The sequence below is a fragment of the Ruegeria sp. PrR005 genome (genome assembly GCF_010500245.1).
GTDB lineage: Bacteria > Pseudomonadota > Alphaproteobacteria > Rhodobacterales > Rhodobacteraceae > Ruegeria_B > Ruegeria_B marisflavi.
The window spans coordinates 165440-190624 of record NZ_JAAGOX010000043.1 but is presented as its reverse complement, the minus strand read 5'-3'; the positions used below and the strand labels follow the sequence as shown (position 1 = coordinate 190624).

Genomic DNA, 25185 nt, shown 5'->3' with positions numbered 1-25185 from the left:
ATGAAAGACATCCTTTCCGAGCTGGAAACCCGCCGCGAAGCCGCGCGGCTGGGGGGCGGGCAAAAGCGGATCGAAGCCCAGCACGCCCGTGGCAAACTGACGGCGCGCGAACGGATCGAACTCTTGCTGGACGAGGACAGTTTCGAAGAGTTCGACATGTTCGTCAGCCACCGCTGCACCGATTTCGGGATGGAAAAACAAAAGCCTGCGGGCGATGGTGTGGTCACCGGCTGGGGCACGATCAACGGCCGCATGGTCTATGTCTTCTCCCAGGATTTCACCGTCTTCGGCGGCTCGCTCAGCGAAACCCATGCGCAGAAGATCTGCAAGATCATGGATATGGCGGTGCAGAACGGCGCGCCGGTGATCGGGCTGAACGACTCGGGCGGGGCGCGAATCCAGGAGGGCGTCGCCAGCCTCGCGGGCTATGCCGAGGTGTTCCAGCGCAACATCATGGCGAGCGGTGTGGTGCCGCAGATCAGCGTGATCATGGGCCCCTGCGCCGGCGGCGCGGTCTACAGCCCGGCGATGACCGACTTCATCTTCATGGTCAAGGACACGTCTTACATGTTCGTGACCGGCCCCGACGTGGTGAAAACAGTCACCAACGAGGTGGTCACCGCCGAGGAGTTGGGCGGCGCCTCGACCCATACCCGCAAATCCAGCGTTGCCGACGGCGCCTTTGAAAACGATGTCGAGGCGCTGGCCGAGGTTCGCCGTCTGGTCGATTTCCTGCCGCTCAACAACCGTGAAAAGCCGCCCGTTCGCCCCTTCTTCGACGAGCCGGGCCGGATCGAGGCCAGCCTCGACACGCTGGTGCCGGAAAACGCCAACTCGCCCTATGATATGAAGGAACTCATCCTCAAGATCGCGGACGAGGGCGATTTCTACGAGATCCAGGCCGATTACGCCAAGAACATCATCACCGGTTTCATCCGGCTCGAAGGCCAGACCGTGGGCGTCGTGGCCAACCAGCCGATGGTGCTGGCGGGCTGTCTCGACATCGACAGCAGCCGCAAGGCCGCGCGCTTCGTGCGCTTCTGCGATTGTTTCGAAATCCCGATCCTGACCCTGGTCGACGTGCCGGGCTTCCTGCCGGGCACCAGCCAGGAATACGGCGGCGTCATCAAGCACGGCGCCAAGCTGCTGTTTGCCTATGGCGAGGCCACCGTGCCAAAGGTCACCGTGATCACCCGCAAGGCCTATGGCGGCGCCTATGACGTGATGGCGTCCAAGCATCTGCGCGGCGATTTCAACTATGCCTGGCCCACCGCCGAGATCGCGGTGATGGGCGCCAAGGGCGCGACCGAGATCATCCACCGCGCCGACCTGGGCGATGCCGAAAAGATCGCGGCCCATACCAAGGACTATGAAAACCGCTTCGCCAACCCCTTCGTGGCCGCCGAAAAGGGCTTCATCGACGAGGTGATCCTGCCGCGCAGCACCCGCAATCGCGTCAGCCGCGCTTTTGCCTCGCTGCGCAACAAGTCGCTGAAAAATCCGTGGAAGAAGCACGACAACATCCCGCTCTGACCCTGTAGGGTGGGCAATTTGCCCACCCCAACCCGAAAGGTGGGCAAACTGCCCACCCTACGGAACCCGCGCCTGAATGACTTGCCGAAGACGCCTGACGTGCTTTCACTCTGGGAGGAGGTTGAACATGGACAAGACCCACGCCGGTGGATGCCTGTGCGGCGCGCTTCGCTACGAAGTGAGCACACCGCCGCTGCGCCTGACATGGTGTACCTGCCGTTTCTGCCAGAAGATGACAGGGACGCCGATGAACGCGCTGGCCGGTTTCACCCGCAGCGCGCTTCGCCTGGTGCAGGGGACGCCCGCCATCTACACCCATGTCTCCGAAGGCAGCGGCAAGGAGATCCACCTGAACTCCTGCCCGACCTGTTCCACCACCGTGTTTCTGGAGCTGGAGCGGTTCCCCGATTTCCTGGGCGTCATGACCGGCACGCTCGACGATCCAGACTGGTTCGACCGGACGCCGGACAACGCCAAGTACATCTTTACCGAATGCGCGCAAAAGGGAACGCTGGTACAGGCCGGGTTCCCGGTCTACCCGCAACACGCATCCGATACCGAAGGCAACCCGCAAATCCCGGCGGTGTATGACCATCACCATCTGGTGCACCCATGACCCAGCTTTGGAAAAATCAGGCCTTCACCGTCTCCCATGCCGACAATTCCGCCTTCGTCGGGCAGGGGCTGCGCGCCTTCTTCGAATACCGCGACCTGGGTATAAACGACGCCACCAAGGGCAAGTTCGGCGCCCATGTGATCCGCGCGGTGCCGGGTATGGAAAGCCCTGGCGCCTGGCACAGCCACGACCTCGATTTCCAGATGGTCTATGTCACCAAGGGCTGGGTCGTCTTCGAATACGAAGGCCAGGGCGAGCACATCCTGCGGGCCGGATCCTGCGTTCTGCAACCGCCGGGAATCAAGCATCGCGAGGTCCGGCATTCCGACGACATGGAACTGATCGAGATCATCTCTCCGGCTCAATTTGACACAAAGGACGAATCAGCCCCATGATCCGCGCCAGCCGACATGGAACAGCGCACGCCGCGTGCGTCGCGCAAGCAACCCCGGCCGGAGGAGCCCGCTTTGCGTGGGGTCGGGGTTGCATTTATGTCCTGGCATCTCTCGCTACCCTTGCCCTGCCGGTCCGTGCCCAGGCGCTGCTGCCGGTGCCCTCGGGCCAGCCGGTCGAACTGGCCGATGTCCTGCTCGACAACAACCCGGGCGAGTTGTGGGTGCGATTCCGCTTCCTGGCCCCCAGGATCGGCGATCTTGCCGGGCAGATCGGCTATGACGTGGCCGCCATCGACATGGCCCATCTGTGCCAGATCCTGGCGGTTCCCTATGTCGAAACCCGGGGCATCACACCGGCGCGCGTGGTGATCTCGATGTCGGACCGCCCGATCGAGTTCGGCACATCGCAACCGGGCGCCACACAGTATTTTGAGGCCTATCGCCTCCAGGACTCTCGCTGTATCTGGGAGGAGTTTTGACGATGCCACAACATGTTGCGGGTCAATCTTCACACCAGCGGAGTTTTGCGACTTTGGAGTCACAGGCCATGAACTTACCCTATTCCGGATGTATTTCCGGCCCGAATTCAACTATCCTCTGGCACGGTTGCCAACGCGCAACCAACCCCAAAAGGGTGAGGCAATCAGGAGCAACGACTCCTGTAGGTTTCAGTAATGTCAGTAGGAGAAACAGATGTCGAAATGCATCAAGTTCGTGGCAATGGTCGCCTTTGTCGGCGCCGTGGCTGCGTGTGACAACTCGCCGAAAGAAGAATTCGTCATCATCGAGCCCATCTCGACCGAGCCGACCTTCACCGGCAAGTACAAATAAGCTTTCCGCGGGATCGGCTTTCGGGCCGGTTCCGCACCCCGTGGTCCGCTCTGTCCGGGAGGGCGCGCCATGCTGAAACATCGCGGTTTCCCCAGCCGCATGCCCGGCTCCGATCACCAGTTCACGATTCGCCGCGCCAACCCAAAGGGCGTGACGCCGCTCATCCGGCGCGAACGCTACCGCGACCGCAAGGCGGTGGACCGGCGCGCCGACGAGCTGTTCATGCGCGCTCTGTGGGAGCAGTTCGGCGACCAGCCCTTTGAACGCGGCAACCTCGACGCGGGCCGGCTCGGCTGGCTGTTCGGACGCGAGGTTCTGGCCGCCGAAGAGCCGTTCGATCCGGAAAGCTACGAGGCCCTGCTGGTCATTTCGGTCGAGACGGCCCGTGTCTCCTTCCCCGCCGTGTTCGACGAGGATTGATCGGCATGAAACCGCAACAGGTCATCGGTTTTCGGCAGAAAGCAGCCCAATCGTTCCGGGCCCCGAATGAGGGCTTGGCCACGCGTCGCGTTTGCGCCAGCGTGCGGGGTGTGGCCGGCTCCGAACTGCCTGCGTCGGTCACACACCTACTATTCCGTACCCCTTCCCTAAGCAGGCGGTCCGATCCCCCAAGTATCGAACCGCCTGCCTTTTTCCCTGCTGCGCCTCGGGCCGGATCGGCGGAAATCCCCCAGCTTAAGCAACAAGTTGCGCAATCTTTTCAGGCGCAGTTCTTGGGCTTGCGCGCGCCTGCCGTCCGGATAGAAGATCAGTCCGAAAAATCGGAGCAAACCGAAGGAAGGGCAGGATGTACATACCGAAATTCTTTGCCGGCCTGGCGCTGTGCGCAGGCCTTGCCGCTTGTGGCGAAACCCAGACCGAACAGGCGCTTTACGGCGGCAGCGCGGGGTTGCTCACCTCGCTTGTCCTCGATGGCAACCCGGTCGTGGGCGCCGCTGCCGGCGCCGCGGGCAACCTTCTCTATTGCAAGGTGCAAAACACCTGCAACTGATGCCGTAACCATCACCCGGGCCACATCCGGCCCGGCCGCATTCGCGTGGAACGCCGCACCTGACCAAATGGTCCGGGGCGGCGTTTTGCGTTCCGACCTTCCCAAGACAGAGGACATCGCATGTTCAACAAGATCCTGATCGCCAACCGGGGCGAGATCGCCTGCCGGGTCATCAAGACGGCGCGCAAGATGGGTATTTCCACCGTCGCCATCTATTCGGATGCCGACAAGCAGGCGCTGCATGTGCAGATGGCCGACGAGGCGGTGCATATCGGCCCGCCGCCCGCCAACCAGTCCTATATCGTCATCGACAAGGTGATGGCCGCCATCAAGGCGACCGGCGCCCAGGCGGTGCATCCGGGCTATGGCTTCCTGTCCGAGAACTCGAAATTCGCCGAGGCGCTGGATGCCGCTGGTGTCATCTTTGTCGGCCCTCCCAAAGGCGCGATCGAGGCAATGGGCGACAAGATCACCTCGAAGAAGATCGCGCAAGAGGCGGGCGTGTCCACCGTTCCCGGTTACATGGGCCTTATCGCCGATGCCGACGAGGCGGTGAAGATCTCGAACGAGATCGGCTATCCGGTGATGATCAAGGCCAGCGCCGGGGGCGGCGGCAAGGGCATGCGGATCGCGTGGAACGACCAGGAGGCGCGCGAAGGCTTCCAGAGCTCCAAGAACGAGGCGGCGAACTCCTTTGGCGATGACCGGATCTTCATCGAGAAATTCGTCACCCAGCCGCGCCATATCGAGATCCAGGTGCTGTGCGACAGCCACGGCAACGGCATCTATCTGGGCGAGCGTGAATGCTCGATCCAGCGCCGCAACCAGAAGGTCGTCGAAGAGGCACCCAGCCCCTTCCTGGATGAGGCCACCCGCCGCGCCATGGGCGAACAGGCCGTGGCATTGGCCAAGGCGGTGGGCTATGCCAGCGCGGGCACCGTGGAATTCATCGTCGACGGGCAGAAGAACTTCTACTTCCTCGAAATGAACACCCGCCTTCAGGTGGAACACCCGGTGACCGAACTGATCACCGGCGTCGATCTGGTGGAGCAGATGATCCGCGTGGCGGCGGGCGAGCCGCTCAGCATCACCCAGGACGATGTGAAACTCACCGGCTGGGCCATCGAGAACCGGCTTTACGCCGAGGATCCCTATCGCGGTTTCCTGCCCTCGATCGGCCGCCTGACCCGTTATCGCCCCCCGGCGGAAACCGCCGCCGGTCCGATGCTGGTCAATGGCAAATGGCAGGGTGATGCGCCCACGGGTGAGGCAGCGGTGCGCAACGATACCGGCGTCTACGAGGGCGGCGAGATTTCGATGTATTACGACCCGATGATCGCCAAGCTCTGCACCTGGGCACCGACCCGTGCCGCCGCGATCGAGGCAATGCGCATCGCGCTGGACAGTTTCGAGGTCGAAGGCATCGGTCACAACCTGCCCTTCCTCAGCGCGGTGATGGATCACCCGAAATTCATCTCGGGCGACATGACCACCGCCTTTATCGCCGAGGAATATCCCGAAGGCTTCGAAGGCGTGACCCTGCCTGAAACCGACCTGCGCCGCGTGGCCGCCGCCGCCGCCGCGATGCACCGCGTGGCCGAAATCCGGCGCACCCGCGTCTCGGGCCGGATGGACAACCACGAGCGCCGCGTCGGCACCGATTGGGTTGTCAGCCTGCAAGGTGTCGAGTTCCCCGTGCATATCGACGCCGATCACGACGGCTCCACCGTCACCTTCCAGGGCGGCGGCGCGATGCGGGTTACCAGCGACTGGACCCCGGGCGACCAGCTGGCCAAGCTCAGCGTCGATGGCGCGCCTCTGGTGCTCAAGGCGGGCAAGATCCCGGGCGGGTTCCGCATCCGCACCCGCGGCGCCGATCTCAAGGTCCATGTGCGCACCCCGCGCCAGGCGGAACTGGCGCGTCTGATGCCCGAGAAGCTGCCGCCCGACACCTCGAAACTGCTGCTCTGCCCGATGCCCGGCCTGATCGTGAAGGTCGATGTCGAAGTGGGCCAGGAAGTTCAGGAAGGCCAGGCGCTCTGCACCGTCGAGGCGATGAAGATGGAAAACATCCTGCGCGCCGAGAAAAAGGGCGTGGTCGCCAAGATCAACGCGGGCGCCGGCGACAGCCTTGCCGTCGACGACGTGATCATGGAGTTCGAATAACTCCATGACCGGGGCACGCCCATATCCTCGCGGTCTCTGGCGCCCTGCGGCGCTGGCCCTTCTGGGGCTGGCGGCCTGTGCGCTCGACCGCGAGGCCGAGGTGCGTGCCCAGCTCGGCGGCTGGATGCCGTTGGGCGATACGCTCTATTTCGAGTCCAAGCTGGAATGCACCGCCGGGGTCTTCGCGACCCAGGCCGATTTTCTCCAGGGCAAGGTGCGCACCGTTTCGACCCTGCACGACGGTCTGGCCGCCTTGGGAAAAGAGGCTACCGTCGCCTTCGAGCTCGAGGGAATGACCCCCGACCAGGTCTCGCAGGCGGTGATGTCGGCGGATCTGCCCAAGGGGCTGGGTGTCCTCTCCTCGGGTCTCAGCGCCCGGGCCTGCATGGACGAGGACACCAAATCGGCCTATCTGGGCGCCCTTAAATCGCCTGCCGCATTGCTGGTTTTTGCCCCGGAAAACAACGCGCTGGTGATCCTCGATCGGGACCGGCGGCAAGTCTTCTTTGCCCGGGGGGATGTGTGATGACCGCCCGCGCGCCTCAGTTCAGGCCGCGCCGCTCGCGCACTTCCTGCTCGCGGGTCGGCATCTTGTCGATGGTGCGGGTCAGCTCGCGCACGCTCCAGGGCGTGGGCTTGCGCAGCTTCACGCCGCCGTCCTTGTCGATCACCACCAGCGCAAATCCGCGCGGGCGCAGCTTTTGCCGTAGTGGTGCGCGCGCCGACGGGTCGGTATCGGTCAGCACCACGACATCACGCTCCTCCAGCATCGCCAGCCCGTCGCGCAGCATTTCCATCTGCTGGTGGAACCGCGGATCCGCATCGGTATCGGCAAACACGACGATGGGCCGCTTTATCCATAAAAATTCGCTCAAATCGCTGTCACCGGCAGGCCGGATGAGGTCCTGCTCGGCAGGTTGCGCGGCATCCGCGGCCCAACCCGACACCGGAAGTAAGGCAAAGAAAACAAGGGCGAATAGTCGTTTCATGCGGTCTCCTGTCCCGTTCAATATAAACGTGGGCGGGGCGATTGCGACCGTCCAGATGCGCGGGGGCCGCAAAAAGTTTAACGTTAATCGCTTCGTCAGGGGTTCGGCATGACTGTCATCGCATTCCCCAACCCGCGACCGGCCCGTCTGGCCGGCCAGAAAGGCGAAGCCATGGACGTCATCCTGCATCTCGGCGCGCACCGCTGCGCGACCACCACTTTTCAGCATTACATGCGCCAGAACGCCGAGCGTCTGGCCCGCGATGGCACCGGCTTCTGGGGGCCGCACCGCACACGCGCGGGCCTGTTTCGCGGCATCCTGCCCGGACCATCCATCGCCACCGGCCGCGACCCGCGCCGCCGCGCCGTGGGCCGGATCCGCCTGAACCTGACGCGCAGCGCGCTTTCGGGCACCCGGCGGCTCTTGGTCAGCGAAGAGAACATGCTGGGCTCCATGCGCGAGAACCTGCGTCAGGCCGCGCTCTATCCCTCGGCAGGCGAGCGGCTGGCGCGCTATGGCCAGGCCTTTGACGGGCAGGTGACCGATGTGCTGCTCAACATCCGCTCCCAGGACCTGTGGTGGGCCTCGGCGCTGGGTTATGGTCTGGCGCGGGGCTTCGGCCTGCCGTCGCAGGTGGCGCTGGACTGGATCGCGCGCAATCCGCGCGGCTGGCGCGACGTGATCACCGATGTCGCCTGCGCCCTGCCAGGCGCGCGCATCTGGGTCTTGCCGTTCGAGATCTTTGCAGGCCGCCCCGAGGCGCAGCTGGCCACCGTCACCGGCCGCCCGGCGCCGCGCGAACACAGCCGCGAGCGCCTGAACCCCACGCCGGACCTGGCCGCGCTGCGGGGCCTGCTGCCCTCCGCTCTGGCGGCACAACTGCCCAAGGGCGAGGGGCGCTGGACCCCGTTCACCCCGGACCAGGCCACCGCCCTGCGCGAGGCCTATGCCGACGACTTGATGTGGCTGGCCGCCGGGGCTGATGGCCTGGCCTGGCTGGTCGACGATCTGAACAAGAAATCGGCGGGGCAAACCCCGCCAACCCCCGATTTGACAAGAGGAAAACGCAATGACCAAGACCGACGATTGGCGGGCGCTGGCTGAGAAAGAGCTGCGCGGACGCCCCGTTGACGACCTGACCTGGAATACGCTCGAAGGCATCGGGGTCAAGCCGCTCTATACCGCCGAAGACACCGCGGACCTGCCGCACATGGCCTCGCTGCCGGGCTTTGCCCCGTTCACCCGCGGCGTCAAGGCGACCATGTATGCAGGCCGCCCCTGGACCATCCGGCAATATGCCGGTTTCTCCACCGCCGAGGAATCGAACGCATTCTACCGCCGCAACCTGGCCGCCGGTCAGCAGGGTGTCTCGGTCGCCTTCGACCTCGCCACCCATCGCGGCTATGACAGCGATCACCCCCGCGTGGTGGGCGACGTGGGCAAGGCCGGTGTCGCCATCGACAGCGTCGAGGACATGAAGATCCTGTTCGACGGCATCCCGCTCGACAAGGTCTCGGTCTCGATGACGATGAACGGCGCGGTGATCCCGATCCTGGCGAGTTTCATCGTCGCGGGCGAGGAGCAGGGCCATGACAGATCGGTGCTGTCGGGGACCATCCAGAACGACATTCTGAAAGAGTTCATGGTCCGCAACACCTATATCTACCCGCCCGAACCCTCGATGCGGATCATCTCGGACATCATCGGCTATACCTCCGACCACATGCCGAAATTCAACTCGATCTCGATCTCGGGCTACCACATGCAAGAGGCCGGGGCGAACCTGGTGCAGGAACTGGCCTATACCTTGGCCGACGGCCGCGAATACGTGCGCGCCGCCATCGAGGCGGGCATGGACGTGGACAAGTTCGCAGGACGCCTGTCGTTCTTCTTCGCCATCGGCATGAACTTCTTCATGGAGATTGCCAAGCTGCGCGCCGCGCGCACGCTCTGGCATCGCATCATGACCGAGTTCGGCGCCAAATCCGAACGCTCCAAGATGCTGCGCACCCATTGCCAGACTTCGGGTGTATCGTTGCAAGAGCAGGATCCCTATAACAACGTGATCCGCACGGCGTACGAGGCGATGAGCGCGGTCTTGGGCGGCACCCAGTCGCTGCATACCAACGCGCTGGACGAGGCCATCGCGCTGCCCACCGATTTCTCGGCCCGCATCGCGCGCAACACCCAGCTGGTGTTGCAGGAGGAAACCGGCGTGACCAAGGTGGTCGACCCGCTGGCGGGCTCTTACTATGTCGAGAGCCTGACCAACGACCTGATCGAAAAGGCCTGGGCGCTGATCCAGGAGGTCGAGGAGATGGGCGGCATGACCAAGGCCGTAGCCAGTGGCATGCCCAAGCTCAGGATCGAGGAAAGCGCCGCCCGCCGCCAGGCGATGATCGACCGCGGCGAAGAGGTGATCGTGGGTGTTAACAAGTACCGCAAGGACAAGGAAGACCCGATCGACATTCTCGACGTCGACAACATGGCGGTGCGCGACGCCCAGATCGCCCGGCTGGAGCGTATCCGCAGCAGCCGCGACGAGGCGGCCTGTGCTGCCGCGCTGGAAGAGATTAGCCGCCGCGCAAAAGAGGGCGGCAACCTGCTCGAGGCCGCCGTCGAGGCGGCCCGCGCCCGGGCATCTGTCGGAGAGATCAGCATGGCGATGGAAAAGGAATTCGGCCGCCACCGCGCCGAGGTGAAAACGCTCGCGGGCGTGTACGGGGCTGCCTACGAAGGCGATGAAGGCTTTGCCGCCATCCAGCGCGATGTCGAGGCCTTCGCCGAGGCCGAAGGCCGCCGCCCGCGCATGCTGGTGGTCAAGATGGGGCAGGACGGCCATGACCGGGGTGCCAAGGTGATCGCCACCGCATTTGCCGATATCGGCTTCGACGTCGACGTGGGCCCGCTGTTCCAGACGCCCGCCGAGGCGGCGCAGGACGCCATCGACAACGATGTGCACGTGGTCGGTATCTCCAGCCAGGCGGCGGGCCACAAGACGCTGGCGCCGCAACTGGTCGAAGAGCTGAAGAAGGCGGGCGCCGAGGATATCATCGTGATCTGCGGCGGGGTGATCCCGCAGCAGGACTACCAGTTCCTTTACGACAAGGGCGTCAAGGCGATCTTCGGCCCTGGCACCAACATTCCCGAGGCGGCGCGCGATATCCTGAAACTGGTGCGCAGCTGAGGTTATTGAGGGCAGGGAGCGCTCCCGCGCCCGCAGGTGCCTGCCCTGCGGGCAACCCCCCTGGCGGCCTTGGGCCGGGCAGCCGGCTTTGCCGGCTGCGGCATCGCGCGCCAGCGCGATGCCATGCCCAACGGGCGCAGCCATGCCTCTAGCATGGCTGGCGCCGGGCGGGAGGGCCTGTGTGCAGAGAAAGCCTGGGCGATCCCTGCAAGATGACCGCGACACGGGCCCGACCGGTCTTGGCAAAACGCGCGCTCGGTGATTGAGTGGCGCCATGCTGCGATCCAGACGTTCCACGATCCTTGTCGGAATGGCCGCGGGCCTCCTCTGGGCGATTGTCCTGGTGGGCGGTCCGCAATGGGCCGGCTTGCCCTATCTGCCCGCGGCACTTGCCTTGCCCGGGGCCTTTCTGGCACCGGGCCTGGTTCTGGCCCTGATGATCGGGCGACTGGCACAGCGGCGGTTTTTCGACGATGCGATCATCGACGGGCAGCCCTTTGCCCCCGGTTCTGCGGCCGATATCGACCAGCGGGTGCTGGTCAATACTGTCGAACAGTTGGTGTTGGCGCTGGCGATCTGGCCCTTTGCCGCGGTGACCCTGGGGGGCGCGGTGACCATCGCCCTGGGTCTCGGCTTTGCGCTGATGCGGCTCCTGTTCTGGCTTGGCTACCATCTGTCGCCACCGCTCCGAGCGCTGGGCTTTGCTGGAACCTTCTATCCCAGCGTGCTGGCTGGCCTCTGGTCGCTGGTGGCCTGGCTGGTGTAGGGGCAGGGGGCTGTCTGCCCCCTCTTGCCCCTGCGGGGCAATTCACCCCCGAGAGTATTTCCGACCAGAAAGAAGCGCAAAATCTGGCAGACGGCTTGCACCAAGCGCGCGATTGCCGTTTCTGGGGGGCGTGAAACCTGGGGGAGGAGCGGATGGAACTGGATCATTTCGCGGTGGCGGGGACGACGCTGGAGGAGGCTGTCGCCCATGTCGAAGAGGCGTTGGGGGTGGCGATGCAACCGGGCGGCCAGCACGCGCGCTTCGGCACCTGGAACCGGCTTCTGGGGCTGGCGGACGGTCTCTATCTGGAGGCGATCGCCATCGACCCGGCCGCGCCGCCTCCGGACCGGCCCCGCTGGTTCGATCTCGACCGTTTTCAGGGTGCGCCGCGGCTGAGCAACTGGATCTGCCGGGTGCCTAACCTCGACGCCGCACTGGCCGGGATGCCACCGGGGGCGGGCGCGCCGGTGGATCTGGAGCGCGGTGCGCTCCGATGGCGCATGGCGGTGCCCGCAACCGGTATCCTGCCCTATGACGAGTGTTTTCCGGCTCTGATCCAGTGGCAAGGGGCGCTGCATCCGGCGGCGATGCTGGCGCCCTCGGGCTGTGCGCTGGAACGGCTGATCGTCACCCATCCGCAGGCCGCAGACCTGGCGGCGCTCTGCGGGTCGCTGCAACGGGTGGTGTTCGAGCCGGGGGCATCGGGCCTCAGGGCCGAGATCAGGACGCCGCACGGGCTGAGGCATCTCGAATGACCATCCGTCCCGCGACCGTGGAGGACGCCGCAGTGATCGCCGCGATCGCTAACCACTATGTGCGCGACACGCTTGTGACCTTCACCACCGATTTGCGCGCGCCCGAAAGCGTCGCCGCCGATATCGCCGCCCGTGCGCCTGCCTATCTGGTGGCCGAGGCAGAGGGCGGGGTCACCGGCTTTGCCACCTATGGTCTGTTCCGGACCGGCCCCGGCTATGCCCACACCCGCGAGCATACCATCCTGCTGGACCCCGATGCGCGCGGGCGCGGGCTGGGCCGGGCGCTGATGCTGGCATTGGAGCGCACAGCCCGCGAGGCGGATGTGCATGTCCTGGTGGGCGGTGTCTCGGGCGCCAATCCCGAAGGCTTGGCCTTTCACGCGACCATGGGGTATCGCGAAGTGGGGCGCATGCCGCAGGTCGGTCGCAAGGCAGGGCAATGGCTCGATCTTGTGCTGGTGCAGAAAATTCTGCGCCCCAGCGACACCGCGCCCCCTGACACCGGCGGCCACACGGGTTAGGTTGAGCGCATGTCACTCTGGACCCGCATCACCGAGGCGCTGAGCGCGCTGACCCAGGGCGAAAGCCTGAGCGCCGTTTTCGAACGCCTGCGCACGCCGCCCGAGAAATCCGTGGCCTTTGCCATCGCCGTCATCGCGCTGGGCGCCAAGATGGCCAAGGCCGACGGCCAGGTCACCCGCGACGAGGTCACCGCCTTTCGCGAGGTATTCCAGATCGCCCGCGATGACGAGGCCGGCGCCGCGCGCGTCTTCAACATGGCCCGGACCGATGTCGCCGGGTACCAGGATTATGCCCGCAAGATCAAAGGCATGTTCGCCGAGGACAGCAGCGTGCTCTGCGACCTGATGGAGGGGCTGTTTCACATCGCCCTGGCCGACGGGTTCTATCACCCGGGCGAGAACGAGTTTCTCGAGGATGTCGCCCATATCTTCGGCCAGACCGACCAGCAGTTCAGCGCGCTCCGGGCGCGCTTTGTGCCGGACGCACCCAAGGACCCCTATACCGTGCTGGGCGTGTCCCGCGACATGCCGATGGACGAGATCCGCAAGGTCTGGCGGCAGCTGGTGCGCGACACCCATCCCGACGCGATGATGGCGCGCGGCGTGCCCGAAGAGGCGATCCGCCTGGCCGAGAAAAAGATGATCGACATCAACCGTGCCTGGGACGAGATCAAGGGCGCAAGGGTCTAGGGCGATGCGGCTGGCCACCTGGAATGTCGAGTGGTTCGCCAACCTGTTCGATCGCAACGATAAACTGCTGGTGGACGACGAATGGTCGGGTCGCCACGACGTGACCCGCGCCCAGCAGATCGAGGCCATCGCCAAGGTGCTCACCGCGCTCGATGCCGACGCGGTGCTCATCGTCGAGGCGCCCAATACCGGGCGCACCCAGGACAGCGTGCGGGCGCTGACCGGTTTTGCACGCGCCTTCGACCTGCGCACCAGCGCCGCCGTTATGGGGTTCGCCAACGAGACCCACCAGGAACTGGCGCTGCTCTACGATCCGGCCAGGCTGAGTGCGGTACACGATCCGCAGGGTGAAGAGACCGGCAAGCGCGGCAGCGCCACGCCGCCCCGCTTCGACGGCACCTATCGGATCGACCTCGATATCGACGCGACCGAGGATCTGGTGCGCTTCTCCAAACCGCCGCTGGAACTGGCCATCACCAGCGCCACTGGCAACCGCTTTCGCCTGATCGGGGCGCATCTGAAATCCAAGGCGCCGCACGGCGCCGAAACCCGCGACGAGGCGATCCGCATCTCGATCCTGAACCGGCGCAAGCAACTGGCTCAGGCGATCTGGCTGCGCGAACGGGTCGAGGCGCATCTGGCCCAGGGCGAGGATGTCATCCTGCTGGGGGATCTGAATGACGGGCCGGGGCTTGACGAGTTCGAACATCTCTTCGGCCGCTCCTCGGTCGAAATCCTGCTCGACGCCGGGCTCTTTGACCCCAACGCCGACAAGGCGCGGCAGGTACGGCCCGGCGCGCTGCCCAGTACCGCGCGCTTCCAGCTGCCCGGCGATGGGCGTTACCTCTCGGCGCTGCTCGACTATGTGATGATCAGCCCAGGGCTGATGACCCACCGCCCCGCCTGGCGCATCTGGCACCCGTTCGAGGATGCCGAATGCTGGCGGATCGAAGAGTTGCGCGACGCGCTGCTGACCGCGTCGGACCATTTCCCGGTGGCGCTGGATATCGACATCTGAGCTTTGAAATCGCGCGCGCCAATGCCTATCTTGAGCGTATGAGACCGCTCCTTGTCCTCGCCCTGGGCTTCGGCCTGACCGTCCCGCTCTTCGCCACCGCGCAGGAGAAGGACGAAGGCCGCTCGCTGATGGAACGCGGCGCGGAACTGTTCCTCAAGGGCCTGCAACAGGAAATGGAACCGGCGCTACGGGACCTGCGCGACATGGCGGGCACCGTCGGCCCGTCGGTCCTGAGTTTCCTCGAACAGATGGGCCCGGCCATCGCCGACCTCGCGGACCGGGTCGAGGACTGGTCCGTCTACGAGATGCCCGAGATGCTGCCCAACGGCGACATCCTCATCCGCCGCAAACCGCCTGTGCCCGAGGCGCAACCGGAGCAGCCGGTTGAACCCGCGGACCCGACCCCGCCGGGGATGACGGACATCTAACCCAGTATCGGCTAAAACGGACGCTTGCCCATCCGGCGTCATTGACTGTTCTACGGGAAAAACCAGCCACTCGTATGGAAACGATCTTGTCGGCGGCGGCTGCCTGAAGAGAACGGCGCTGTTGTTACCGACCCGGCTGCGGATTGCATTTACGGCGAACTGGATCGAAAGGCCGTCGGTGTCATCCCGGTTTGGGATTTAAAGAATCGCGTGAAATGGGCCTTGTCCGCATAACCCAACTTCGCGCCAATTTCAGCTGCGGTCCTGTCGCTGTTACGCAAGAGGTCTTCGGCAAGATCGATTTTTAGGCGCTTGATTTCGCGAGGCAAGGTCGTGCCATGATGCTTCAGGGCCTTGTGCAAACGATTAGTCTGAATACCCAGAAAACCCGCGATGGCGTCAGCGCTAAGATCTGGCTCATCCAGCTTGTCCCTCAGGATGGACCGCATGGCCGCAACGATCGTTACCTCATCGTCAAGGCCCAGCCGTTTCGACGGCGTGTTATCAGGCATCTTCGACACGTCTCGAAACAGCCAATCGACCGGAAAATTCAGCTGCATGCCAGGGTCAGGCATGAACCGGGTTTGGACGCCGGCATAGCGTGGCGGCAGGCCAGCAATATAGCGGGTTTCCCATACAACCTCTCCGGGGTTCCATGCGTCGCCGGCCACAGATTGCAAAAGCCGTACATATACAGCCGCTCCGAAACCAGTGACTTGGACAGGAGCGACCGCGGGTTCCTGAAGTCGCGCGATGCGGTAGATCGCGCGCTCTGCCTCCACGATCAAGCTATGTCGCACAGAACTCGACTCTTGTGGGACAAGGCGTACAAAACTGGCCATGAACTCGAACAGGGTAGTCGCTGATTGCAGGGATGTCGCGAAAGGAGGCCAGGCTTGCAGGTCGAACGCTTCGCCCACGCGAAGGCCGAGATACCTGTCGCCAGCCAGATCCGAAAACCCGTTCAAGAGCCCGAAGACGAGCTCGGAGTGGACATAAACGCTCGTGTCATTGATTTGATCGGCACTTAATCCAACCGTGTCCAGCGCCGGACGCGGGTCGATACCGCGCTCTTTCAGGTAGTTCAGAAAGGGAGCCACCAGCGCGAGGCGAATGAAGCCTTCCCGGTGCAATTCGTGGTCGGTCTGAAGTGGCATTGGCGTCTCCTAAGCTAAGCCTAGCATGCATGGCTGAAAGAGTGTTGCCACTATTGGGGTCAAGAATCGACTTTTTGGAATCGAAACTGGCAACCGGCTTGAGCGCTTTGTCGTCTATCCTCTTTGGAATTCGCCACAAGGGAGGCCAGAGTCATGTCCAGTTCAATCAAATCTGTTTTGCTCGCGACCGTTTTCGCTTTTTCCCCTGTCGTCGTCGCGCATGCGCAAGAGGGGCCACCGCCGATCCTGTTCACAAATGTGGATGTGTTCGACGGGTTCGGTCCGGACCTGATCGAGGATGCCAACGTGCTTGTCGAGGGTAACGTCATCACGCAGGTCTCGACCGATCCGATCGAGGTCGAGGGCGCGTTCGTCATCGACGCAACTGGAAAGGTGATGACGCCCGGTCTAATCGATATGCACCAACACGTGATGCTCAACCCGCCCGAAGGCACAGCAGCCTATCAGACCCGCTGGGACGGCGCGGCTGGTGGAGCAATAGCCATCCAATACATGAACGATCACATGCTGATGAAGGGGATCACGACGGTTCGGGACATCGCCGGCGATCCGCTGGATGTCGCCAAGGCCATCGACATGGGCCTCATTCGCGGCCCGCGGGTATATTCCTCCGGTGGCGCCATTGGCCAGACTGGCGGTCACAGTGACTGGGCGGGAAGGAACGTACCGCCCCACATACTCGAAAACGGTTTGGATATGGGACAGGCGACCGGCAACACCTGGGTGGTCGACGGAGTGGATGATGTCACGCGTGCTGCGCGTCTGAACTTGCGCCGGGGCGCGGCCTTTCTCAAGGTCATGGGTGGCGGAGGAGTTGCAAGCGAGTTCGATCCACTGGAGATTCTCGGACTTGCCGAGGACGAGGTTGCCCGGGCCGTCGAAATCGCACGTGACAACGGCACTTATGTGGCCGTGCATGCGTACCACGACGAAAGCTACGAGAGGCACCTGAGGCTCGGTACCCGCTCTTTCGAACATGGCTTCCTGATCTCGGAGGACATGGTGAAGAAAATGGTCGCAAAATACAATGAAACCAAAGACATCGTCTGGAGCTTCCAGTGCTTTATGAGCGTCAAGTCCTTCGGTAGCTATGATTCCATGCCGGCATTCTTCACACATGAACAGAAGCTCAAGGGCGTAGCGGCCGGTGAAGGCGTGCGCCGGATGTCCAAGTGGATGAATGAGTACGGCATGTTCATTGTGGGAGGGTCGGACATGTTCAGCCCTGGACTGGTCGAGAAGATCAAGGAGGACATCACCTGCAACGTCGATGCAGGTTTCAGCCCTGCGCAGGCCTTGAAACACTGGACCGGCAACGCTGGGATCGTGCTGAAATGGTCCGGCCCCAAAGATCCTTATTCGACCTATCACCTCGGCCAGATCGCGCCCGACAGCTATGCCGACATCCTGATCTGGGATGGCAACCCGCTTGAGGACATCAACCTGATTCTCGACGAGGACAGGCTGCAACTCGTGATGAAAGATGGCCGCGCCTACAAGAACACGATGGTCGAAAGCGACAGCATCATGTACCGGCCAGCGGTTCGTGAGCCGAAAACTTATCCATGATTGCCTGATCTGGATATTGCGGGGCGGCTTTGTTTACCTCGGGCCGCCCCGTTACACGATAACCTGTAAAAAGACTGGGAGATCGACGTGCGCGCAACGCTCTTGGCGCTACTGGCGTTTATTCCTGCACATGCAGCCACTGCTCAAACACCGATTACCTGGGCCGACCTGATCGACCCAATCGCACAGGTCTATGAAGACCCTTTTCGAGAATTGGGCTACGAACAACTCGAGAAACTGCGTATCGTCGCAAAAGCTCAGCAGCGGCTTGAAGATGACGTTTCTGCGACCAAGACCCGCGATGAGATCGAAGCTCGGCTGAATGCGGCCGAGGCTTCATTGGCTGAACAGGGCATCGACGCCCAAAACCTTCTTTCGCAACGTTGGGCGGTGGCGGAACGCCGCAAAAGAGCTGCGGTTTCCGGAAATACTGAACTCAACGGCAAGTTGGTCGTGCTGACGGGTTACGCCATTCCTGCACCGCCGACGGATGACGGCACGCCGGTGGCGTATCTGGTCCCTGAACGCGGGATGTGCAGCCACACGCCACCGCCCAACCCCAACCAGATGGTGCGGGTATTGATCAAGGGAGGCTGGCAACCGACGACCATGCACGAACCGGTGCGGCTCACCGGACGCCTCAGCCTGTCCGACACAACACATGACATTCAGGTCGTCGACGGCATGGTACCCATGCGCGCCGCTTACGAGATGGAGGCGAACGGGGCTTTGACGACGCAGGATATGCAGGACGCCGCCGGCTCCCGGCAAGAAAACGCGTGGGCAGCGACCATTGCGGAGCGCCTGCGCGCATCGGGAAAACTCCCGCGCAAGGAAATTGGAGAAACGAATTGATGCGTTGCGGAAGCACTGGGCGCGTCGTCTCAGGAATGTCCCACGCCTCCCCTGCAATGCCATGGAATAACCGCGCAATCTGCAAGGAGGCGTTGATCCAATGCTGACAAGACGTCTTTTCCTGTCATCCGCAGCTGCCGCAAGCATGTCTGTGGCCCCGCTTTCCCGAGCCATGGGACAACATGCCAACCAGACGATATCGCGCATTGCCTTTGGTTCATGCGCCAAACAGTGGGAACCGCAGCCGATCTGGAACGCAATCGCGCGTCGCGAGCCGGACCTCTTCCTCTCACTGGGAGACGCGATTTATGGGGACTGGCACGGAGACGAGGTCTTTGAAGCGACGAAAGAAAGTCTCCGTGCAGATTGGGATCAGTTGGCAGCGATCCCGGAATTCGCGGCATTTCGCGAACAGTTTAAGATTCTTGCCACATGGGATAATCACGATTTCGGCAAGCATGACGGCGGCGCCGAGTTCGAACTCAAGGAACAATCGAAGAAGCTTTTCCTCGATTTCTTCGGCGAGCCGCAGAACACGGAAAGACGCAACAGGCCGGGGATTTACGACGCGATGACCTACGGCCCTGAGGGTCGCCGCGTCCAGATCATTCTGCTCGACTCCCGGACGTTCAAATCGCCCTATACCCCTGATCTGCGCAGTGCGGAGGAAAAGGCCGCCATGAATATCCGCGGCCAGTATCTGCCTTCAACCGATACCAACGCGACCCTGCTTGGTGCGGCGCAATGGCAATGGCTGGAAGAACAATTGCAGGAACCCGCAGAGCTCCGATTGATCGCATCCGGCACCCAGATCGTGGCCGACGAGAAGGCGATGGAGGAATGGGGAAATTTTCCTGCTGAGCGTAGGAAACTGTTCGACCTGATCGGAAAAACAGGTGCGGAAGGCGTGATCCTCCTGTCGGGCAATGTGCATTTCAGCGAGGTGTCGAGGACGGATGAAGGTCCTTATCCCCTGACCGATTTCACCTCCAGCGGCTTGACACATTCGACACCGGCCTATGCCGAGCTGAAAAACTCGAGACGGGTGGCCGGTCCATTCACGGGGTTCAATTTCGGAGAGGTAAATATCCGGTGGGAAGACACTGAAGGGACGATTGTCGAATTAAACTGTCTCGATTCTGAAGGCTCAGTCCAGTTCGAACACACAGTGCAACTCTCAGCGCTGAAAGTGACCTAAAACGCCATCGGTCGGAGGAAACACGTTTGAAAGCCATTCGCATCACGGCGTTTATCGTGGCGGCACTCGCGCCAGTAACCGTTTTGGCACAAGGCCTCGCGGGCCCGTCCTCTGCCGCCGCCGAACTGAAACCTGGCGACGGGTTGTCGGACCCGCAACCGCGTTCGGACTTCCCGCGAAACGTGGCGCCGGGCTGGTTTGTCTGGAAGGACGGACTGGCAGAGAACGGGTTCCGCTTCAGCCTTGATTACCTGTCATTGTGGCAAGGCTCCTCCTCAGACCTTGGAGCGGGCGAGGCGGGGGGCGGGATCGCGCGGTTCTATGGCAGCTGGCAAGCGACCGAGCATGGGTCGCTGACCTTCAAGTTGGAAAACCGCCATGCCTACGGCGCCGTAGCGCCGCAATCTCTGGGACTGGACGGAGGTGCGCTCTCTATCACCGGTACCGCGTTCAATGATAACGGTACGATGCTGACCAACCTGTTCTGGACCCAGCGCGCAGCCGACAGTAGCTGGACACTACAAATCGGTCAGATCGACGTGACCGACTTCGTCGACGTTTACGGTCTCGTAAGCCCCTACAGCGCATTCCAGAACCTTGCGTTCAACACCAACCCGACAATTAACGCTCCTAATCCCGGTCTTGGCATCGCCGGAGGCATCAAGCTGGGATCGCATTTCTACGCTGTTGCCAGCGTGGCGGATGCCAACGCAGATCCAACATCGCCAGATTTCGATGTGTTCTCACATGGTAACCTCTTCAAGAGCCTCGAGATCGGCTACACCTCCGGGTTTGACCGACTGTATTTCGACAATGTCCACCTGACGCTCTGGCACGCGGACGCAGCCGAAGACGGCAGCCGGGCCGAGGACTATGGCGCCGCGTTTTCTGCCGCGTGGTTTATCGACAACCGGTGGATGCCGTTTTTTCGGGCCGGGATATCCAAGGGTACGGCGGCGCTATACGAAAAGTCTGTTTCCGCCGGGATCGGCTACTTTGGCCGCAATACAGATCTTGCTGGCCTAGGGCTGAACTGGGCCGAGGCGAATGGTATTCCCGGCAGCCAGACAACGCTGGAAGCATTCTATCGCTTCTCGATTTCCCCTAGCCTCCAGATCACACCGTCGGTCCAGTTCATCAACAATCCGCTGTTCAATCCGGGGCAGTCCAGCATCACGATCGTGGGTCTGCGTGCACGGGTTGTCTTCTAGGGTCAGGATGCATTGATTTCGGTCGCACGGCGTGATTCACGGCTCAGAAAATGGAGCGGTGACATGAGCGACCTTTACTGGCTGACTGACGAGCAGATGGCCAAGCTCGCCCCTTTCTTCCCGAAGTCTCACGGCAAGCCGCGGGTTGATGACAGGCGGGTTCTGAGTGGGATTATCTTCATCAATCGCAATGGGTTGCGCTGGCGGGACGCGCCTGCCGCCTATGGTCCGCACAAGACGCTCTACAGCCGGTGGAAACGTTGGAGAGAGAAAGGAATTTTCGCGCGGATGATGGCGGGGTTGGCTACGAAACACGGTGAGAAGACGGCCGTGATGATCGACGCAACATACCTGAAGGCACATCGAACGGCGACCAACATGGCCGCCAAAAAAGGGGGCGCGGTCGCCTGATCGGTCGCACCAAGGGCGGCATGAACACCAAGCTTCATGCCATCTGTGACAGCCTGGGACGACCGCTCGATCTGTTCGTCACCGCTGGACAGGTGAGCGACTACATCGGCGCGCGGGCGCTTCTCGGTAGCCTGCCAAACGTCAAATGGCTGCTGGGAGATCGCGGCTATGACGCCGACTGGTTCAGGGAAGCGTTGAAAGACAAAGGCATACGCGCCTGCATTCCCGGCCGGAAGCAACGCAAGACGCCGATCAAGTACGACAAGCGCCGCTATAAGCGGAGAAATCGTATCGAGATCATGTTCGGCAGGCTCAAGGATTGGCGGCGTGTTGCGACCCGCTATGACCGATGCCCCGAGGTGTTCCTATCGGCCATCGCCCTCGCCGCGACCGTCATCTATTGGTTATGAATCCTGACCCTACAACTCGTGCCGCAATCGACACTGCCCAAAGTGCCAGGGGGCCGCGTCGCGGGACTGGATGGCGGCGCGCATCGAAGACCTGCTGCCGGTCGAATACTTCCACGTCGTATTCACTCTCCCGGCCGAGGTCGCGCAGATCGCCTATTGGAACAAGGCGGCGGTCTATGGCCTGCTGTTTAAGGCGTCGGCTGAGACGCTCCTGACCATCGCCGCCGATCCGAAGCATCTCGGCGTGCGGATCGGCATGACATCGGTGCTGCACACATGGGGCTCGGCGATGACCCACCATCCGCATGTGCATGTCATCGTGCCAGGGGGTGGTTTGTCGCCTGACGGCACCCGATGGATCGGTTGCCGCCCGGGGTTCTTCCTGCCGGTGAAGGTCATGTCACGGCTGTTCCGGCGCCTGATCCTCGAAGGGCTGATGAGGTTGCACCAGACCGGCAAGCTGCGCTTCTTCGGGGAATTGGGGGGATTAGCTGATCCCAACCCCTTCGCTGCCCATCTCGCGCCACTGCGCAAAACGGAATGGGTCGTCTATGCAAAACCGCCCTTCGGCGGACCCAAAGCCGTGCTGGCCTATCTCAGCCGATATACGCATCGCGTCGCCATCTCCAATCACCGTCTGATCAGCGCCGATGGCAACACCGTGGCCTTCCGCTGGAAGGACTATCGGATCAAGCGGGGAGACCGGATGAAGGTCATGCGCCTGCCCACGGACGAGTTCATCCGCCGGTTCCTGATCCACGTTCTGCCGTCGGGCTTCCACCGCATCCGCCATTCGGGATTCCTGGCCAACGGCATCCGCCGCGACAGGATCGAGAAGATCAGGCGTCTGCTTGATGCGGCACCGGAGCCAGGCCGAACGCCGGATGAACCTGCGGCCGCGGGACCCGACGACCCGAACGCGCGTCAGCCCTGTCCCATCTGCGGCGGCACCGTGATCGTCATCGAGACATTCCTGCGCGGCGAAACTCCGAAATCCCGCGCCCCGCCTTGGGAGGAAGCCGCATGACCTACCGATCCCACCCGGCCCCGCGGTACGCAGGTGTCGGACCGATCACTACGGCCAGACTCATGACGTCGCAGCGAGATGGGCCATCGAAGCCGGAAAGACACACCAACCGGCGGCATCAGACCGTGGAAACCAACTGGCCGGCCCGCCCCGTGACCAACGCGGCCGCCAAACGGTTCCTCGACTGACGCAAAGGTAACGCACAATCCCCATAGCTGCGATAGCCCCCCGTGCTTTCCTCCTTGTCAGATTTGTCGCCGCTGCATGGCGAGCATCCAGCAGCCACAAACCTTGGACAAAGCACCATTTCGCTGCGGTTACAGCAATGACCGCATTGGCGAAACGGCCGAGGTGAGTTTCTTGATCAGCAATCTCATTGGCCAAGATCGACGCCCGGAGCTTAAGGACATCGCTTGCCCGTCAGCTTCGCGATGTCCAAGTGGCTAATCAAGAAGTCCATGAAGCACCTGACTTTCGGGGTAAGCACATTCGACTTCGGGTAGATCAGCCAAAGAACGGATTGGTCGTGCAAGCACCAGTCCGGCAGCACGCGGATCAAACGTCTCGTCTCGATGTCTTCAGCGACGCTCCAGAGCGAGTTTATGGAAATCCCTAACCCCTCCAGCGTCGCCAACCGTTGAGATGTTCCGTCGTCAAGGATCGTTCGACACATCATTTTTGCAGGATCCAGCAGGGCTGTTCGACCATCTGCATGGATGATTTTACGGGGAGCCGTGTTCGCCCATGACAAGAAGTGATGGGCCGCAAGATCATCCGGCGCTGCCGGTTGTCCTGAAAGTTCGAGGTAGGCAGGGGATGCGCACAGAATGCGCGTGTCATCTGCCAGTTTCCGCCCCAAGAGGCTGCTGTCCTCCAGCGGCGCATTGCGCAGGGCCAGATCGAAGCTGCCTTCGATGATGTCCTGACGGGTGTCGGACAGCCGCAGGTCGAGGGTGATGTCAGGATAGAGTGCCTGAAACTCCGGCAAGAGCGGAATGATGTGCAGTTGTGCGAAGCTGCTAGGGGCCGCGAAACGCAGTGTGCCGCTCGGGTGAAGCGTACCTGCGCCCAAGGCGGCGCGACCTGCATCCACTTGGGCGAGAACTTCCCGGGCATAGGGAAGGAACGCGGCCCCCTCCTGGCTGATTGAGATCTTACGCGTTGTGCGATGCAAGAGCTCCGTGCCCAGTTCCCGCTCCAGCTTTGCGAGGCGGTTACTGGCCATAGCGGGGGCAAGGCCAAGATCGCGACCAGCGGCGGTGATGTTCAGCCGTTCAGCGGCGGCGACGAAAAGGCGAAGAGCGTCTGTGTCCATGCACTCTTATTATATAAAAAATCAGAATTCTGAAATAAAAATATCGCTGTTTTTATAAAGAATCATGGTGATATATCAGCTTCAACACAGAATTCTGGAGCATTAAACATGAAATCTATCGGCTACATACGAAACGGTCCTATCGACGCTGAAGGTGCGCTGAGCCTGCTTGATGTGGACAAGCCGACGCTTGGTGCGCGCGATATTCTGGTCGCGGTCAAAGGCATTTCGGTTAACCCCGTTGACGTCAAATTGCGCGCGCTACGTGCGCCTGAAGGCGGTCATGGCATTCTGGGGTATGACGCAGCGGGTAAGGTCGTTGAAACCGGTTCTGACGTCACGGGTTACGCTGTCGGCGACGAGGTGTTTTACGCGGGAGATGTGACCCGCGACGGCACAAACGCAGAGTTTCACGCCGTAGACGAACGCATCGTCGGCAAGAAACCATCGTCTCTTGATTTCGTCGAAAGCGCGGGCCTTCCGCTGACCTCCATCACTGCTTGGGAAATGCTGTTCGACAGTTTCCGCCTGATTGAAGGCCAAGGCGAAGGCCAGAGCCTCTTGGTGATCGGCGGCGCGGGCGGCGTGGGTTCGATCCTGATCCAGCTTGCCAAGACCCTGACGAACCTGACCGTGATTGCGACAGCTTCGCGCCCCGAGACCGAAGACTGGTTGCGCAAGATGGGCGCGGATCATGTGGTCAATCACCGCGGCGATCTGGTGGCGCAAATCAAAGATTTAGGCCTCGCGCCAACCCATGTCGCCGCGCTGACGGCGACGGATCAACACTGGCCTGCGATTGTCGACCTCATCGCGCCGCGCGGCCACGTCTCGCTCATCGACGATCCTGTAAACCTCGATATCTCAATCGCCAAACCCAAGGCGCTGACGATCTCTTGGGAGTTCATGTTCACCCGTTCGATGTTCGCCATGGACGACATCACGGCACAGCGGGATCTGCTGAACCGCGTGTCCCAGATGATCGACGCGGGAACCCTTCAATCCACAGTCACCGAACGCGCCGAGGCGTTGACGGTGGAAACGTTGACCGAAGCGCACAAGCGTCAGGAAAGCGGCCGCGTGATTGGCAAACAGGTCCTTCCTGGACTGTCTTCTTAACCAAAC

The 25185-nt window shown here is 62.4% G+C and carries 26 protein-coding genes and 1 pseudogene; 24 read left to right on the top strand and 3 right to left on the bottom strand.

Annotated features, from left to right (window positions below; genetic code table 11):
- The 9 genes from G0P99_RS18275 to G0P99_RS18240 all read left to right on the top strand — a co-directional run bounded on the left by G0P99_RS18275 (window position 1) and on the right by G0P99_RS18240 (window position 7058).
- Window positions 1–1533 carry an acyl-CoA carboxylase subunit beta gene (locus G0P99_RS18275; RefSeq protein WP_164131918.1) on the top strand — a complete coding sequence of 511 codons (1533 nt, stop codon included), beginning with the start codon at window positions 1–3 and terminating at the stop codon, window positions 1531–1533.
- Window positions 1534–1660: 127 nt separating this feature from the next.
- Complete coding sequence (locus tag G0P99_RS18270) at window positions 1661–2149, top strand: GFA family protein (protein WP_164131917.1); 489 nt, start codon at window positions 1661–1663, stop codon at window positions 2147–2149.
- Window positions 2146–2544: a cupin domain-containing protein gene (locus tag G0P99_RS18265; RefSeq protein ID WP_164131916.1), complete on the top strand. Its 399-nt coding sequence runs from the start codon at window positions 2146–2148 to the stop codon at window positions 2542–2544. The genes G0P99_RS18270 and G0P99_RS18265 overlap by 4 nt, the downstream gene beginning before the upstream one ends.
- Window positions 2541–3023, top strand: a complete 483-nt coding sequence (locus G0P99_RS18260; RefSeq protein WP_164131915.1) for a DUF6497 family protein — start codon at window positions 2541–2543, stop codon at window positions 3021–3023. Before G0P99_RS18265 ends, G0P99_RS18260 begins: the two co-directional genes overlap by 4 nt.
- Before the next feature lie 214 nt (window positions 3024–3237).
- Window positions 3238–3375: a hypothetical protein gene (locus tag G0P99_RS24585; protein WP_203583153.1), complete on the top strand. Its 138-nt coding sequence runs from the start codon at window positions 3238–3240 to the stop codon at window positions 3373–3375.
- A gap of 69 nt (window positions 3376–3444) precedes the next feature.
- On the top strand, window positions 3445–3795 hold the full coding sequence (locus tag G0P99_RS18255; RefSeq protein ID WP_164131914.1) for a hypothetical protein: 351 nt from the start codon (window positions 3445–3447) through the stop codon (window positions 3793–3795).
- Between the two features lie 367 nt (window positions 3796–4162).
- Window positions 4163–4366, top strand: coding sequence for a hypothetical protein (locus G0P99_RS18250; RefSeq protein ID WP_164131913.1), 204 nt, complete (start codon window positions 4163–4165; stop codon window positions 4364–4366).
- A 120-nt stretch (window positions 4367–4486) separates the two neighbouring features.
- A complete protein-coding gene (locus tag G0P99_RS18245) occupies window positions 4487–6532 on the top strand; it encodes an acetyl/propionyl/methylcrotonyl-CoA carboxylase subunit alpha (protein WP_164131912.1) in 2046 nt (681 codons plus the stop codon).
- A gap of 4 nt (window positions 6533–6536) precedes the next feature.
- The gene (locus G0P99_RS18240; protein ID WP_164131911.1) at window positions 6537–7058 is read left to right on the top strand and encodes a hypothetical protein; all 522 of its coding nucleotides are present in this window, start codon (window positions 6537–6539) and stop codon (window positions 7056–7058) included.
- A gap of 16 nt (window positions 7059–7074) precedes the next feature.
- Here the strand turns inward: G0P99_RS18240 and G0P99_RS18235 are convergent, their stop codons facing one another.
- A complete protein-coding gene (locus tag G0P99_RS18235; RefSeq protein ID WP_164131910.1) occupies window positions 7075–7521 on the bottom strand; it encodes a DUF4174 domain-containing protein in 447 nt (148 codons plus the stop codon).
- A gap of 108 nt (window positions 7522–7629) precedes the next feature.
- Here G0P99_RS18235 and G0P99_RS18230 point away from each other — a divergent pair, with 108 nt between their 5' ends.
- From G0P99_RS18230 to G0P99_RS18195, 8 genes are all read left to right on the top strand, one after another.
- Window positions 7630–8625: a hypothetical protein gene (locus G0P99_RS18230; protein ID WP_164131909.1), complete on the top strand. Its 996-nt coding sequence runs from the start codon at window positions 7630–7632 to the stop codon at window positions 8623–8625.
- A complete protein-coding gene (gene scpA / locus G0P99_RS18225) occupies window positions 8591–10708 on the top strand; it encodes a methylmalonyl-CoA mutase (protein WP_164131908.1) in 2118 nt (705 codons plus the stop codon). Before G0P99_RS18230 ends, scpA begins: the two co-directional genes overlap by 35 nt.
- 274 nt (window positions 10709–10982) lie before the next feature.
- Window positions 10983–11474: an MAPEG family protein gene (locus G0P99_RS18220; RefSeq protein WP_164131907.1), complete on the top strand. Its 492-nt coding sequence runs from the start codon at window positions 10983–10985 to the stop codon at window positions 11472–11474.
- A gap of 152 nt (window positions 11475–11626) precedes the next feature.
- Window positions 11627–12229 (top strand): VOC family protein, encoded by a 603-nt coding sequence (locus tag G0P99_RS18215; RefSeq protein WP_164131906.1) that lies wholly within the window; start codon window positions 11627–11629, stop codon window positions 12227–12229.
- Window positions 12226–12750 (top strand): GNAT family N-acetyltransferase, encoded by a 525-nt coding sequence (locus tag G0P99_RS18210; RefSeq protein WP_164131905.1) that lies wholly within the window; start codon window positions 12226–12228, stop codon window positions 12748–12750. Before G0P99_RS18215 ends, G0P99_RS18210 begins: the two co-directional genes overlap by 4 nt.
- 9 nt (window positions 12751–12759) lie before the next feature.
- On the top strand, window positions 12760–13440 hold the full coding sequence (locus tag G0P99_RS18205) for a molecular chaperone DjiA (RefSeq protein ID WP_164131904.1): 681 nt from the start codon (window positions 12760–12762) through the stop codon (window positions 13438–13440).
- A gap of 4 nt (window positions 13441–13444) precedes the next feature.
- The gene (locus tag G0P99_RS18200; RefSeq protein ID WP_164131903.1) at window positions 13445–14458 is read left to right on the top strand and encodes an endonuclease/exonuclease/phosphatase family protein; all 1014 of its coding nucleotides are present in this window, start codon (window positions 13445–13447) and stop codon (window positions 14456–14458) included.
- Between the two features lie 38 nt (window positions 14459–14496).
- Window positions 14497–14886 (top strand): hypothetical protein, encoded by a 390-nt coding sequence (locus G0P99_RS18195; protein WP_164131902.1) that lies wholly within the window; start codon window positions 14497–14499, stop codon window positions 14884–14886.
- A gap of 149 nt (window positions 14887–15035) precedes the next feature.
- On the opposite strand, the gene G0P99_RS18190 is transcribed toward G0P99_RS18195, so the two are convergent.
- Window positions 15036–16043, bottom strand: a complete 1008-nt coding sequence (locus G0P99_RS18190) for an AraC family transcriptional regulator (RefSeq protein WP_164131901.1) — start codon at window positions 16041–16043, stop codon at window positions 15036–15038.
- Between the two features lie 153 nt (window positions 16044–16196).
- Between G0P99_RS18190 and G0P99_RS18185 the strand changes: the two genes are divergently transcribed.
- The 6 genes and pseudogenes from G0P99_RS18185 to G0P99_RS18160 form a co-directional block, all read left to right on the top strand.
- Window positions 16197–17633, top strand: coding sequence for an amidohydrolase family protein (locus G0P99_RS18185; RefSeq protein ID WP_164131900.1), 1437 nt, complete (start codon window positions 16197–16199; stop codon window positions 17631–17633).
- Window positions 17634–17720: 87 nt separating this feature from the next.
- A complete protein-coding gene (locus G0P99_RS18180) occupies window positions 17721–18488 on the top strand; it encodes a DUF3299 domain-containing protein (protein ID WP_164131899.1) in 768 nt (255 codons plus the stop codon).
- A gap of 100 nt (window positions 18489–18588) precedes the next feature.
- The gene (locus G0P99_RS18175; protein WP_164131898.1) at window positions 18589–19686 is read left to right on the top strand and encodes an alkaline phosphatase D family protein; all 1098 of its coding nucleotides are present in this window, start codon (window positions 18589–18591) and stop codon (window positions 19684–19686) included.
- Between the two features lie 26 nt (window positions 19687–19712).
- Window positions 19713–20897 (top strand): carbohydrate porin, encoded by a 1185-nt coding sequence (locus tag G0P99_RS18170; protein WP_164131897.1) that lies wholly within the window; start codon window positions 19713–19715, stop codon window positions 20895–20897.
- Window positions 20898–20960: 63 nt separating this feature from the next.
- Window positions 20961–21718, top strand: a protein-coding gene (locus G0P99_RS18165) for an IS5 family transposase (protein ID WP_164131896.1) whose coding sequence is annotated in 2 segments (ribosomal slippage) — window positions 20961–21297 and window positions 21297–21718 — 759 coding nt in all. Because the reading frame shifts where the segments join, the coding sequence is not laid out codon by codon here.
- 13 nt (window positions 21719–21731) lie between these two features.
- Window positions 21732–22745: pseudogene (locus G0P99_RS18160) on the top strand (IS91 family transposase); the annotation flags it as partial.
- A 400-nt stretch (window positions 22746–23145) separates the two neighbouring features.
- Here the strand turns inward: G0P99_RS18160 and G0P99_RS18155 are convergent.
- Complete coding sequence (locus tag G0P99_RS18155; protein WP_164131895.1) at window positions 23146–24060, bottom strand: LysR family transcriptional regulator; 915 nt, start codon at window positions 24058–24060, stop codon at window positions 23146–23148.
- A 108-nt stretch (window positions 24061–24168) separates the two neighbouring features.
- Here G0P99_RS18155 and G0P99_RS18150 point away from each other — a divergent pair, with 108 nt between their 5' ends.
- Window positions 24169–25179 carry a zinc-binding alcohol dehydrogenase family protein gene (locus tag G0P99_RS18150; protein WP_164131894.1) on the top strand — a complete coding sequence of 337 codons (1011 nt, stop codon included), beginning with the start codon at window positions 24169–24171 and terminating at the stop codon, window positions 25177–25179.
- The last annotated feature ends 6 nt before the right edge of the window (window positions 25180–25185 follow it).